We start from the raw sequence: 14,353 nt of genomic DNA on the forward strand, positions 1-14,353 counted from the left end.
CAGAAATTATCGTCATTTAGCATTGGATCACTTCATTTATTTCTATTAAAAAATAGCAGCTAGAGTATTTACAGCCTATTCTCAGTTCGCTACTATCAGATTATTATGATAGAAAAGAGATGACCTTTTGTGCCTTTTGATTTAGATATAAATATTTTATTAATTTTAATCCTCTTCGGTTTTTTAGCAGCCTTTATTGATTCAGTGGTTGGAGGAGGCGGGCTTATCTCATTACCAGCTCTTATGTTCGTTGGTCTTCCACCCTCTGCTGCAGTAGCAACCAATAAATTGGCAGGTACAATGGGTTCCCTTACTAGCACAGTGACATTTTATCGCTCTGGTAAACTAGATATTAAAGCCGTCTATAAGCTTTTCCCCTTCGTCTTTTTGGGCTCTATGCTGGGTGCTTGGATTGTTCACCTAATGGATCCAAGTGTACTAAAGCCATTAATGCTGATTATGCTTGCAGCCGTTGCCATCTATACCATCTTCAAAAAAGACTGGGGCAGTATGACCACCTATAAACAATTAACGCCAAAGCGTTCTATTATTTTTGTTTTCGTGATTACACTTATTGGCTTCTATGATGGCTTTTTAGGTCCTGGGACAGGCTCGTTTCTACTCTTTGCTTTTCTCATAGTTGGCTTTGATTTTTTACAAGCAGCAGGAAACGCCAAATTTTTAAATTTCGGCAGTAATGTAGCTGCCCTCCTTATGTTTATATACTTAGGACAAATCAATTATGCCTATGGACTACCAATGGGTCTTGCGCAAATTGCAGGAGCTATTGTTGGTTCAAAATTTGCCATTAAACGCGGCAGTGGCTATGTACGTAAATTATTTATCGTTGTGACCATTCTATTACTCTTGAAAAATACATATGACTATTTTTCATGATCAGTCGTTATACTAACGTATGCCAATACTATAGAAGGATCAAACTTATCTCAAATGGGGTAAGTTTTTTTCATGGCATCAACTTTTTCCCTCTCCTCGAACGTCTAGTAAATGTATACAATTTGATAATGTTAATAAAGGAGCTTCTTTGGACATGAGAACAAGAAATGCATTTCAACATGAAGAGGTGTTTGTCCAATTCATTCGAGAACAAAAAGAGCGTTTTTATTTGCTCGCGTATAGCTATACAAAAAATGAACAGGACGCACTAGATGTTGTACAAGACAGTATCCAAAAAGCCATGCTTTCATTAGATCGACTTGAAAATGTGACCTATATGAAAAGCTGGTTTTATAAAATAGTTGTCCGTACAGCCATAGATTTTTTACGTAAGCATAAACGCTTACAAGTGACAGATGATGATACATTACAATATTTGACGCCTGCTCAAGAGGATGTTTATGAGAACGTTGACTTGGAGCATGCGTTGGATGAACTCCCGCAAATGTATCGAGAGGTTGTCATTCTCCATTATTTCGAGGATTTAAAACTCGCTGACGTGGCGAACATCCTCGACATTAAGTTGAGTACAGCCAAATCGCGTCTTTATAAAGCATTAAAACTATTGAAAATACAATTGGAAGATGTGAAGGGAGAAACTGCACATGGATAAAAAATTACAGGAGTTAGAAAAACAATATATGAAAGTCCCGATTCCAAAAGAGCTAGACTTCGTGGTTGAAAAAGCACTTAAGCAAGGTCGAAAAAAGAAAAAAAATCGTACACCTCAATGGGTCCTTGGATCTGCCGCTGCAGCCATGCTATTTACAGCAGGTTTAAATGTAAGTCCTGCAATGGCACGCACACTCTCAGAAATTCCCGTGGTTGGTAGTGTGATAAAAGTATTGACTTGGACAGAATATGAAGTGGCTGAAGATAATTATGATGCCAACATTAAAGTACCTTCTATTGAAAACTTAGAAAATCAAGATCTGGCGAATACATTAAATGAAAAATATCGTGCAGAAGGTAAGACACTTTACGATGAATTTATGGCAGAAGTGGGCGATTTAAAATTAAATGGCGGTGGTCATTTAGGTATTGATAGTGGCTACGAAATCAAAACTGATAACGAACAAATTTTGTCGATTGGCCGCTATGTAGTGAATACCGTTGCTTCTTCTTCAACGGTGATGGAATACGATACGATCGATAAAGAAAACGAAATTTTAATTACTTTACCAATGCTCTTTAAAGATCAACACTATATTGAAACAATTAGTGAAAATATTAAAGAACAAATGCGTACACAAATAGCTGAATCGAATCAAGATAAAGTTTATTGGGTAAAGGGTGCTGGCCTTGCCGATGAAGAGTTAATGGAGGAATTTACAACTATTAAACCTGATCAGCAATTCTACATTTCTGATAAAGGCAAGCTTGTGATTTCCTTTGATAAATATGAAGTGGCACCTGGCTATATGGGCGTTGTAGAGTTTGAAATCCCAACAGATGTCTTAAAAGAAGATCTTGTAAGCACAAAATATATTCATTAATTTAGCTTACTTTTCCTATGACGAGGTATTGGATGATGGTGTCATCCAATACCTCTTTTTTTCATGAAACCATACCATTTTCTGCTTATAAAGCCGACTTTTTTTGTCAAAGCTAATATGTATCAATCAATGTTAGAGGGTTTTCAACATGAAAAGTGTAGGATCAATCAGTATTTTACATGTCATCTTCCTATCAATGACTGTTATTGGCTTAAAAAATCATGTAACCATTATTCCTCCACTACTAGATGTGGCCAAAAGAGATGGCTGGCTATCGGTATTGTTTGCTGGAGGAATTATTTTCTTTTGGCTATTTTTATTAGTATATATTCAATCAAAATCTAATCAGGAGCCCATCCGAGATTGGCTCGATTCAAAAATCGGGAAAATTGGCTCTACTATTGTTATTTATACAGTTGCTATTTTTTTAATGATTATCGCAGCTTTTACAATGGTTGAAACACTGCAATGGATTAATACTACATTTTTACCGCAAACCCCTGTAATTATCTTACTATTTATCTACGTCATTCTGTGTATTCTTCTTGTGACGACTAGCTTACAGACGCTCGTCATTTTAAACGTTTTTGTATTATTCGGAGTAGTTATCTTTGGCTTTTTCGTGGCCTTTACGAACATGCAGGTAAAAGATTATGAATTATTACGTCCATTTTTTGAACATGGATTCCAGCCTGTCTTGCGAGGTATGATTTTCCCTGCATCAGGGTTTATTGAGCTTTTAATGTTGCTATTTTTACAGCATCAATTTAAGGAACGTATTCGCTGGTACCACTTTGCTATTATGCTGGCCATTTTAGTAGGACTGACATTAGGACCTTTAATTGGAGCCATTACAGAATTTGGACCGAATGAAGCGACTAAGCAACGCTATCCTGCCTACGAAGAATGGGGATTAGTGACAATCGGTCGCTATATCGAGCATCTTGACTTTTTCTCCATTTATCAATGGCTGACAGGAACCTTTATTCGTGTTAGCTTCCTTTTGTACATTGTGGCCGATTTATTGAAGATGACAGGAGATCCCAAGCGTATATGGCAAATGCTTGCTCCACCCTTCTTTATTCTTTGTTTACCATTAATCATGCTAAATGAAAGCCTATTTTTAAAAGTAAAAGGACATTATATTCTTGCAGCCACTTTTATTTTTTTCTTTTTACTCTCAATATTTTTCGTAGTCGTAGCTTTCTTGTCGGATAAATCTTCTAAAAAGGGGAAAACTGAAAAACAAGATAGGAAAAGTGGTGAATCATAATGCCTCAGCAAGAACAGGCGCTAGATCTTAGTACGCTCAGAAAATTATTTCAAAAATCGGCAGATATTCAATTTCAGGAATATATGTTTAATCAGCAGAAAGTACACTTTATTACGTGTGATGCTATGATTGATCAACAAATGCTTAATGAAGTGATTATTCAACGTATTCAGTATTTATATGATCATTTGGATGAGGTCCCCTTTGAAGAGAATATCGCAAGGCATCTTCATGTTCCAAGTATGCAAAAAGTACAAGACAAGGAACAGCTGATAACTTTTGTCTATAGTGGCTTCTTGTTGTTGTATTTTGACGAAGACAATCTTTTATATGCAAGCAATATTGCCCAAAAGCCGAATCGCCAGCCTGAAGAAACGCGCATGGAGGTTCTTGTTAAAGGGCCCAGAGATAATTTCATTGAAGATATTCGCGTCAATATCGCACTCATAAGAAAACGTTTGCCGACCAATTCATTTTGTGTGGAAAAAGTGGAGCTTGGGAAACGATCAAAAACTACGGTAGCCATTCTTTATTTTGATGATATTGTGGATATGGATATTTTACATGGCATCAAAAAGCAGCTTGCTGCTGTTGATACAGATATTGTTTTTAGTGGCGATTTATTGATGGAACGGGTGAATAAAAATTCCAAGCTTTTTCCGAAGTTTGATTATACTGGACGACCTGATTATGCGGTTCAGGCCTTAGCAAGAGGACGTTTTATTATTTTTGTAGATGGCGTCGCCTATGCCATCATTACCCCTGTCAATTTGTTTCTCTTACTGAAATCAGCTGAGGATAATGAATATCCTATTATTTTCAGTTCACTCGAACGTTTATTGAGGATATTCGGTATTTTAATTGGATTACTACTCCCTGCATTCTGGCTTGCCCTAACAACCTATCATCAAAATCAATTACCCCTTCAACTACTCGCAACCGTGGTGCAAGCGAAGGTGGGCTTACCGCTCCCTTCTTCGCTTGAAATGTTGCTCATGTTACTGATGTTTGAATTGTTTCGTGAAGCCGGTTTGCGTCTACCCTCCGTTATTGGTGGGACCATCAGTGTTGTAGGCGGATTAATTATCGGGGATGCAGCCATTCGAGCAGGTGTAACGAGCCCTGAAATGATCGTTGTCATCGCTATTTCTACGATTGCCTCCTTTACATTGGTGAATCAGTCACTTGTTACTTCCGTCAGCATATTACGTGTTGCCTTTATCTTTGCTAGTGCCTTTTTCGGTTTGTTCGGTTTCTTTGTTTCTTTATATTTGACGCTGCTTTACTTAAGTAATATTCGAATTTATGGCTACTCTTACATGAACCTGGCAACAGATCTAAATTGGGCAACCATTAAAAAATCGATCTTTCGATTATCACCTAAGGGCTATACAGAACGTAATAAAGCACTTGCTCCACAGGATTATACACGAACATCAAAGGGGCATGAAAATAAGGATTCCCAAAATAAATAGCATCCCTTCAAAACTGAAAGGGGTGCTATTTTTGTCCGTTCAAATATTTTGTGCCCTTTCTTTAATAGCATCCAGTACCCTTTCCCAATGACCTTTCATTTCTTCTCGTACTGTCTGATCAGAAAGTTGTTCTTGATGAAAGCTAATGGTCGTTTTATTACGTTCTTTTGGTAAAATACGGATTTGTACGGTAGATGGTTTTGACCACTCTTCCTTTTGCCAAGTCAATCGAAGCTGCTCTAACGGTTTAACAATCCTGATTTCGCCTGTCCCTGTCTTTGAATGGTATTTGTACCCAGGTTCAAATATAACTGAAGTGCCTTCCCCCAGCCATGTACGTACCCCTTCTGTTGTCGTAATCAATGCCCATGCTTGCTCCTGCGAAATGGGTAACGTCCTTCTAACCCCGATTTGAAAACCCACACTTTTCGTTTGACCGATGATTTTTTCGTTATCCATTGCTTCACCTCTATTTTATGACCTTTATTGTGAACTGTAGTTCTATTCGATAAAATTGCTAAACATTCCTTCTATGTATTCATAAATGAATGTTCAATTTTCCCTATCCATGCCATAATGGATGATTTGATCTGGCACCCTTTGAATATTCGTTGGCATGAGCATTCAATCGTCCCCTCTTTCTACGTAACCTTTAATATGCATGTTAGTGTGCTTTGGCTACAATATGAGTACAGTAACTAAGGGAAACAACTAAAAAAAGGGAAATTGTTTAAAAACAATCTCCCTTTTCTTTATTTACGTCAATTCCACAAAATCTTTCTGAACGCTTTGTTCTGATTGTCCCTTGCGAAATTGAATATGATGAAGCTTTGCAAAAATCCCATTTTGAGCCACTAGCTCATCATAGGTACCATCCTCTTCAATGCCCTTTGGTGTCACAACTAATACACGATCAGCATTGCGAATAGTTGCCAAGCGATGGGCAATAACTAGCGTTGTACGATTTTCAGCAAGCTCTGTTAATGATTGCTGAATAATCATTTCTGTTTCTGTATCTAAGGCAGAGGTTGCCTCGTCTAAAATCAAGATCGGCGGGTTCTTTAGGAACATACGCGCAATCGCTAGTCGTTGCTTTTGGCCTCCTGATAATTTTAAGCCACGTTCACCTATTTGTGTATCATAGCCCTCGGGCAGCTCTGCAATAAATGCCTCTAGATGGGCTTTTTTCGCTGCCTCTTGAATTTCCGCTTCACTTGCATCTAATTTTCCATAGGCAATGTTTTCACGAATCGTACCTGTAAATAAAAAGACGTCCTGCTGTACGATACCAATTTGAGCACGTAATGACGCTTGTGTCATATTCCGTATATCGATACCATCAATCGTAATAGCGCCTTTTGTCACCTCATAAAAACGAGGAATCAATGAGCAGATTGTTGTTTTACCAGCACCCGAAGGCCCTACAAAGGCAATAGTTTGGCCAGCTTTTACATCAAAGGATATATCATGTAAAACCTGCTTGGATGCATCATAATTAAAATGAACATGATTGAAGGCAATATTTCCATCTAAATGTTTAATAGCCTTGGCATCCTCACGATCTTGAATTTCTGGCTCCTGTTCAATTAATTCACGGAAGCGCTTAAAGCCAGCCATTCCTTTCGGATAAAGCTCTAATAAAGCACTAATTTTATCAATTGGTTTAATCAGAACATTCGTATAGAGCACAAAGCTTACAAGCTCCCCATAAGATAGCTTTCCATTAAAGCTTAACCAAGCACCGACAACAAGCACAACTAGTGTTAAAAGACGCGTCATCATGTAGATACTGGAGTGTGTCCCTGCCATAATTTTATAGGCATATAATTTTGCCGCACGGAAAAATCCATTTTGTTCTTTAAATCGGCTAATTTCAAAAGCTTCATTAGTAAAGGATTTTACAACTCGTACACCAGATACACTATCCTCCACACGCCCATTGACATCAGCAATTTTGCCATACATCGTTTTCCAAGCATTGTTCATTTTTATATTACTAAATGTCACAAGCCATGTTAAAAATGGCACCATAATCGCTGCAATCAAGGCGAGTGTTGGATTGACATTAAACATAATGGCAAAGGCCCCAACAAAGGTCATGATCGCAATAAAGAGATCCTCTGGTCCATGATGGGCAAACTCACCTATATCAAACAAATCATTAGTAATGCGACTCATAATATGACCTGTTTTCGTATTATCAAAGAATCGGAATGATTGCCTTTGTACATGCGTAAATAATTCTTGACGCATATCCGTTTCGATATTTATGCCTAGTTTATGTCCTAAATAGTTAACGATAAAGTTCAATAATGTACTAATGGCATAAACAAGCAGTAATAGGACACTTATTTTCACGATCATGCCCCAATCCCCTGTTGGCAATAGCTCATCGATAAACCATTGAACAGCCAATGGAAACGCAAGCTCTAAGATTGCTACAATAATGGCACTCGAAAAATCGATGACAAACAATCGTTTATGTGGCTTGTAGTAGGAAAAAAATTTTCTATACATGTTTGTCTCCTCTCTAAGTTGTAAAAATTTTGCCTATCTTTTAATAGTACCATTTGTGCAAACGTAACGGAAAAGTATTTTTTCTCCATAGCAGTATATTTTTATTTACTTTTATATTGTTGCATGTTACTATGTTAGTAAGAATTGAATAGCTTTTGACTTTATTGTCAAAGGGGAGTAGCTAGCAGATGCGATCGATGCATCTGATTTCACATTCGTCATTACATGGTATATTACCATCGGGTGTGATGGCATTTCTTGTCACACAGAAACCTTTCTGTGCAACGAACAGTTAATTGCTTAGCAAGACCTTTGCCTATTTTTTAGGCAGGGGTCTTTTTCTTTTGCTTAAAATTAGGGAAAGAATAAGTTAGCAAGCCATTCATTTCTGTTCAACAATTAAAGGAGGCAATAAATTTGGAGGCAATATTTTTAGAATACGCATGGGTACTTGTCGTATTAATTGTACTAGAAGGTTTGTTAGCAGCAGATAACGCCGTCGTAATGGCTGTTATGGTTAAGCATTTACCAAAGGCACAACAACAAAAGGCTTTATTGTATGGATTGGTGGGGGCGTTTGTTTTCCGCTTTGCCGCATTATTCCTTATTACAACGCTTGTTAATTTCTGGCAGATCCAAGCGATAGGTGCAGCTTATCTTTTGTTTATGTCTATTAAGCATATTTATGATTCGCGGAAAGCATCCCAAAACTCCGAAGAAATCCAAGAGCCGAAAAAACAATCTGGCTTCTGGATGACGGTTGTAAAAGTAGAACTTGCTGATATCGCATTTGCTGTTGATTCTATTCTAGCGGCGGTTGCCATTGCTGTCACACTTCCACATATCGGTGATTTTGATATTGGCGGTATTAACGCAGGTCAGTTCGCAGTAATGTTCTTAGGTGGTATTATTGGTGTCATCATGATGCGTTTCGCAGCTCGTTGGTTTGTAAAGGTTCTCGACAAATTCCCATCACTTGAAACAGCTGCTTTCCTAATTGTCGGCTGGGTTGGTGTAAAATTAGCTGTATTAACATTAGCACATGAAAAATTAGGTGTGATTCCACACGAATTCCCCCACTCCACTCTTTGGAAAGCTATTTTCTGGATTGTCTTAATTGCTATCGCATTAGGTGGCTACCTAATCGGTGTCAAAAATCAAAAGAAACAAGAACAATAATAATGAAAAATCGCTTCGATTACGATCGGGGCGATTTTTTTATTTTCTTAAAAGTATAAAAGAAGGTATTTTCTAATTGAGAACGAATATCAATTATTTTTTGCATGAATTGCTTTAAAAATTAAATTTTTTGTATGTTACTGCCTCTAAGCTGTATACTAGTAAAGAAGTCATTTACTGCAAAAGGAGGAAAACTTTTATGTTATCTGAAAAACTACACACAGCTCTTAATGAACAAATGAATTTTGAATTCTACTCTGCGCATGCCTATATGGCAATGGCAGCCTATTGCACAGATCAAGATTATGATGGCTTCGCTAACTTCTTTTTAGTACAAGCAGAAGAAGAACGCTTCCATGCCATGAAATTTTATAATTTCTTAAGTGATATGGGCTACCGCGCAACAATTCAAGGTTTTGAAAGCCCAGGCAATCATTTCGAATCCATTTTAGATGCCTTTAAAACGGCTCTATCACACGAAAAAGAAGTAACACGCCGTATTTACAATTTATCAGACATTGCTTTAGATGAACGTGAGCATGCGACAATGGCCTTCTTAAAATGGTTTATCGACGAGCAAGTAGAAGAAGAATCTACATTTGATACATTAATTCGTAAAATCGAGCGTATCGAAACGGACTCAAACGCAATCTTTATGCTAGATGCAGAGTTGGCTACGCGTACATTTACACCAGATACAGAAGCATAATATTTCTTATAAAAAAATCTGCCATTAAGGCAGATTTTTTTAGGTATCTATCTTGCTTGTAGGATTTTCAAAAGATGCAATAAAAGAGAAACGTTGAAAAATCAACGTTTCTCAGGTTCTTTATGGTTCTCTTACCACTCCATCAAAGGCAGCTTGATAGATTTGATAGATATCTTCATGCTCTAATGGCATTGGACTTCGCGCTAAAATACGCGTTTGTTTTGTAGCATCCTCTGTTAGCTGTTCAAGTGCTGATGCAGGGATATTGAATCCTTGTAATGTTGAGGGAATTTTCACATCTTGAACGAGTTGTTGTAAGGCATCAACACATTTATAGGAAGCCTCTTCTTGCGATAAATAGGATGATGATATTCCCATGGCATCTAAAATATCTTTCATTCGTTTTTCACAGCTTTGACGAATATACCCCATGACATATGGTAATAGTACTGCATTGGAATCACCATGAGCTATATGGAACTGACCTCCCAGGGGATAGGCTAAAGCATGGACGCCTGCTACACCGGCATTGAAAAAGGCTAATCCTGCTAAATAGCTACCATAACTCATATCTGTGCGCGCTTGCTTGTCTTGTCCATTATGGACAGCTGTTCGGATTGACTGGCTAATTAATCGGATAGCTTGTAGTGCAAGTGCATCCGTTACTGCATTCGCATTTACTGATACGTAGGCTTCTATCGCATGAGTTAACGCGTCTACCCCAGTCGCCGCTGTCACCTTCGATGGTAAGGAAATCGTTAAGGCAGGATCTACAATCGCTACATCCGCTAATAAATAATCATGTGTCACAACATCCTTGGTTGTATCCAGTGATAGCACAGAAATATTTGTTACCTCCGAGCCTGTCCCAGAAGTGGTAGGAATTAAGATTTTAGGTAACCCTTTATTATCTAATGTTTTCGTTCCTGTTAGGTTTAAATAATCTGCAACTTTTCCATCATGTTTTGCTAATACGGCGGCAAGCTTTGCTAAATCCAGTGCACTGCCCCCACCTACACCAATCACCAAATCAAATGGATGCTTTCTCGTAAAATCAACCAGTTTTTCGCCAATTGCAAGCGGAGGCTCTGGTGCAATATCCGTATAAATGGTCGTTGTATAGCCTTTCTCAATCAAAGGCTTTTCAACATTGTCCGTTAGACCTATTTCTTTTAATAATGGATCTGTCACGATCAAAATATTGTGAGCGTTAAACTTCTTTACCTCTAGCAGAAGCTGACTCAAACAGCCCCAGCCAGTATAGCTAGCAGGCGTAAAGGTTAATTTATGCATGGCTTCTCTACTCCTATCTATTCATAATAGCCTTCCGTTGATTTTCTAAATGATTTAAATTGAATAGGATCATGGCCAAACCATACCTGTGAATTTGTTTCATGTGCTAGTCTTCGAATCCGTTCCACTGTTGAATTATAGCCTACAGAATCGTAGATAATGCCTGGTGGCTTGACAGGAGGCCCAAAGCTTTCTGCCGTATAAATGGCATCTGAGGCTAAAATAATACCACCTGTGTCAGGCATTTGAATATGCAAACCTAGCATTCCCCAAGCATGACCACTACCAAAATTTAATACTTGTATCCCTTCAGCTAGTTTTACATGATCCTCGCCACGTTTGATTAAGCGCCATTGTAGATTGTTTTTAATCCACATATCAATGTCACCCCAAACATAGGCACCGTCTTTCACGTTTCTAGCATATGTTTGTAATGTGCCATTAAACTCATCTTCCTGTACAATAATTGTGGCATTTGTAAAGAGTTCTAAGCACCCTGCATGGTCGAGATGCAAATGGGAAGCAACAACATATTTGATATCCTCTGGACGAACATTTAATTCTTCTAGACGATGATGTAAATAGCATTCTTCTGGCATATTAATAGGAAATGCTTTTTGCGTAAATTCACCCCATCGCCCTTCTGGACCCATCGAGTTTGGATTGCATGCAGTATCAAATAGAATTTTGCCTTCTGGATGATCAATCAATACTGTATAAACAGGGAATTCAACAAATTCATTTGGCTGGTTTGGATGATCGATGGTTGCGGGATTGTGCATCGCAATCATATAATTTTTATCCATTCGCATCGTACCATTGTCCATCACATACAATTTTGGATGTTGTTTAATCATTTTCATTTTCCCATCTCCATTCGTGATTATTAGTTATTGGTTATTCCAAATTACTAGCTTCATTTCCGTCATTTCTTCTAACGCATATTTAATGCCTTCACGGCCTGTGCCGCTTTCCTTTACACCACCATATGGCATGTGATCTACTCGATAAGTAGGTACATCATTAATGATGACTCCACCAACGTGCAATGCTTTTGTAGCCTGAAAAGCTGTCTGAATAGAAGGAGTGAAGATGCCTGCCTGTAGGCCATAGTGAGAATTATTGATAGCCGCTATCCCTTCATCAATGGTGGATACCGTATTAACGATAACAACAGGTGCAAAAATTTCTTCACAGGATACACGACTCTGTGGCTGAACATTATATAAAACAGTGGGCAATAAAATATGATTGTCAATGTGACCACCTGTAATTACTTGTGCCCCTTCAGCTACTGCCTCTTTAATCCATTGATAAGCACGCTGTTGTTCAGCTTGTGAAATCATCATAGCAAGATCTGTTTGATTATCCATTGGATCACCAATTGTAAGCTGCTCTATTTTTTCCTTCAGCCGAATTAAAAATTCCTCCACCATACTTTCCATGACATAGATACGTTGTAAAGAAATACAGACTTGACCTTGGTTGGAAAAGGCCCCCATCACAATGCGATCCATAATACGCTCTAGCTGTACCCCTTCATCGATAATTACGCCTGCATTGGAACCTAATTCTAAGGTTACTTTCTTCAAGCCTGCACGATTGCGTAGAGAAATCCCTACCGCTGGACTTCCTGTAAACGTTATCATCTTAACATTTGGATGTGCTAAAAATGCATCGCCTACTAATTTACCTTGTCCAGTTACAAGATTAAAGGCACCTGCTGGTAAATTTGTTTGCGCCAATAATTTTGCCAAAAAATGGGCGGATAATGCTGTTTGTGTGGCAGGTTTCAATACAATCGTATTGCCTGCAGCTAATGCTGGCCCAACTTTGTGTGCTACTAGATTTTGCGGAAAGTTAAATGGTGTAATCGCAGCCACAACACCGATTGGCTCTCTTAATGTATAAGCAAAGCGCCCCTCTCCATTTTTTGATGCATCCATTGGAACCATTTCACCAGTAAGTCGTTTTGCTTCTTCTGCCGCAAATTTATAGGTTTCAACTGTGCGATCAATTTCAGCGTAAGCATACTTTAACGGTTTGGCTGATTCCATTGCAATGATACTTGCTGCTTCATCTCTATTTTCTGCAAAAAGGGTGGATAACTGCTCTAAAATCTCTGCTCGTTGAAAAGCAGTTAATGCAGCCATTTGAGGAGCTGCAGCATGCGCACTTTCAATGGCCTCCTGTACATCTTTTTCAGTGGCCATCGCAAAGTGTGCCAATACCTCTTGTGAATAGGGAGATTGGATCTCCATCCATTCAGCAGTCATCTTCCATTCTCCATTAATCCATAAGCCCTTTTTCAATCGTAATTCACTCCTTTCTTTTTATGGTTACGTATTCATTTCAGAAAATAAAGAAATGAATACGTAACCATTTTGGTGTAAAAAATAAACTGATAGTCTATCAGTTTATTTTACACGTTGTATTTCTTGGGAAAATCTTAACAGACTCTGTTTGTCTAATGCAAGTACTTTTTTTCTCCATTACCTCAAATAATTTTTCGATAGCAATAAAACCTAAGTTCTCTTCTGATGTTAAACCTACAGTTGTTAAGGCAATAGAGTGATGTTTACTAAGCTCTACATTATCAATACCAATGATATTAAAATCTCTCGGAACCTGAAAACCTCTCTCTAAACAAAGATTCAATATTTCAATGGCAATGGCATCCGTAGCAGCACAAATAGCTGTTGGTCTTTTTTCGAGTTGTAAAAGCTCTGCAAACGCACGTTCAATATCCATTTTATTGGTGTTCGTTAAAAAAGTAGGCACTAATTTTGCATCTAGCCCATAATCCTGTAAAGCTTGTTCAAATCCCAGATAGCGTCCATAGAAGGTACTCATTTGATGTGGACCCCCTATCCAACATAAAGAGTCATGCCCTAATGATAGGACATGCTTGGTCGCAAGGTAACCTGCTTGAACATTATCAATTTCTACAAAATGTCTATTCTCTTTATGCTTACGGTTAAACATAATAAATGGAATAGCTAGTTTTTCTAGTTTATAAAATAAATCATCTTGATACAACATAGAAGACAATATAATTGCGTCTGCTTTCGTTTCTAAAACGGCATTGTAGATTGAATTAAGATTATCCTCTGTGCCAAAATAGACATTAACTTTATAGCCACGTGCATTAACATAATTCACGATGGCTGTAGTTGTATCAACAAAAAAAGGGTTGTGTAAGGGCCCCGAAATCAATGTAATAATACCTGTTTTTTTCTGAACAAGCGATCTTGCTATATCATTTGGCACATAGTTTAGTTCCTCTATCGCCTGCATTACTTTTTCAATTGTTTTTGGCTTTACAAGCTCTGGTGTATTCAATACTCTAGATACAGTTGTTTGTGAGACACCAGCATGCTTCGCCACATCTTTTGAAGATACCAAAAAAACCACCCATTTCATCATTGTGAAGCTATATTATATCATCTATAGA

At 38.0% G+C, this 14,353-nt stretch carries 13 protein-coding genes; 7 read left to right on the forward strand and 6 right to left on the reverse strand.

The genetic code is table 11. The features are described 5' to 3' along the window. Positions 1-129: 129 nt before the first annotated feature. From MHB39_RS13670 to MHB39_RS13690, 5 genes are all read left to right on the forward strand, one after another. On the forward strand, positions 130-897 hold the full coding sequence (locus MHB39_RS13670; protein WP_016994669.1) for a TSUP family transporter: 768 nt from the start codon (positions 130-132) through the stop codon (positions 895-897). Between the two features lie 154 nt (positions 898-1,051). Then, complete coding sequence (locus MHB39_RS13675) at positions 1,052-1,570, forward strand: sigma-70 family RNA polymerase sigma factor (RefSeq protein WP_004230723.1); 519 nt, start codon at positions 1,052-1,054, stop codon at positions 1,568-1,570. Further along, positions 1,563-2,453 carry an RsiV family protein gene (locus MHB39_RS13680; protein WP_054550465.1) on the forward strand — a complete coding sequence of 297 codons (891 nt, stop codon included), beginning with the start codon at positions 1,563-1,565 and terminating at the stop codon, positions 2,451-2,453. Before MHB39_RS13675 ends, MHB39_RS13680 begins: the two co-directional genes overlap by 8 nt. 148 nt (positions 2,454-2,601) lie before the next feature. Then, the gene (locus MHB39_RS13685; RefSeq protein ID WP_342544140.1) at positions 2,602-3,726 is read left to right on the forward strand and encodes an endospore germination permease; all 1,125 of its coding nucleotides are present in this window, start codon (positions 2,602-2,604) and stop codon (positions 3,724-3,726) included. Then, the gene (locus tag MHB39_RS13690; protein ID WP_016994672.1) at positions 3,726-5,201 is read left to right on the forward strand and encodes a spore germination protein; all 1,476 of its coding nucleotides are present in this window, start codon (positions 3,726-3,728) and stop codon (positions 5,199-5,201) included. The genes MHB39_RS13685 and MHB39_RS13690 overlap by 1 nt, the downstream gene beginning before the upstream one ends. 39 nt (positions 5,202-5,240) lie before the next feature. On the opposite strand, the gene MHB39_RS13695 is transcribed toward MHB39_RS13690, so the two are convergent. Next, entirely contained in the window at positions 5,241-5,660 is a 420-nt protein-coding gene (locus MHB39_RS13695) for an SRPBCC domain-containing protein (RefSeq protein WP_312126397.1), read from the reverse strand. Positions 5,661-5,957: 297 nt separating this feature from the next. Beyond that, the gene (locus MHB39_RS13700) at positions 5,958-7,718 is read right to left on the reverse strand and encodes an ABC transporter ATP-binding protein (protein ID WP_339280061.1); all 1,761 of its coding nucleotides are present in this window, start codon (positions 7,716-7,718) and stop codon (positions 5,958-5,960) included. A 417-nt stretch (positions 7,719-8,135) separates the two neighbouring features. Here MHB39_RS13700 and MHB39_RS13705 point away from each other — a divergent pair, with 417 nt between their 5' ends. Beyond that, the gene (locus MHB39_RS13705) at positions 8,136-8,897 is read left to right on the forward strand and encodes a TerC family protein (protein ID WP_016994674.1); all 762 of its coding nucleotides are present in this window, start codon (positions 8,136-8,138) and stop codon (positions 8,895-8,897) included. Positions 8,898-9,096: 199 nt separating this feature from the next. Beyond that, entirely contained in the window at positions 9,097-9,606 is a 510-nt protein-coding gene (locus tag MHB39_RS13710; RefSeq protein ID WP_048392396.1) for a ferritin, read from the forward strand. 120 nt (positions 9,607-9,726) lie between these two features. On the opposite strand, the gene MHB39_RS13715 is transcribed toward MHB39_RS13710, so the two are convergent. The 4 genes from MHB39_RS13715 to MHB39_RS13730 form a co-directional block, all read right to left on the reverse strand. Continuing rightward, positions 9,727-10,899 carry an iron-containing alcohol dehydrogenase gene (locus MHB39_RS13715; RefSeq protein ID WP_342544147.1) on the reverse strand — a complete coding sequence of 391 codons (1,173 nt, stop codon included), beginning with the start codon at positions 10,897-10,899 and terminating at the stop codon, positions 9,727-9,729. A gap of 17 nt (positions 10,900-10,916) precedes the next feature. Beyond that, the gene (locus MHB39_RS13720; RefSeq protein ID WP_342544150.1) at positions 10,917-11,762 is read right to left on the reverse strand and encodes an N-acyl homoserine lactonase family protein; all 846 of its coding nucleotides are present in this window, start codon (positions 11,760-11,762) and stop codon (positions 10,917-10,919) included. 27 nt (positions 11,763-11,789) lie between these two features. After that, on the reverse strand, positions 11,790-13,211 hold the full coding sequence (locus tag MHB39_RS13725; protein ID WP_115673340.1) for an aldehyde dehydrogenase family protein: 1,422 nt from the start codon (positions 13,209-13,211) through the stop codon (positions 11,790-11,792). Between the two features lie 100 nt (positions 13,212-13,311). Then, positions 13,312-14,313, reverse strand: a complete 1,002-nt coding sequence (locus tag MHB39_RS13730) for a LacI family DNA-binding transcriptional regulator (protein WP_231595618.1) — start codon at positions 14,311-14,313, stop codon at positions 13,312-13,314. Between the last annotated feature and the right edge of the window lie 40 nt (positions 14,314-14,353).

Source organism: Lysinibacillus sp. FSL K6-4013 (genome assembly GCF_038630435.1).
In the GTDB taxonomy this organism is placed as follows: domain Bacteria; phylum Bacillota; class Bacilli; order Bacillales_A; family Planococcaceae; genus Lysinibacillus; species Lysinibacillus boronitolerans.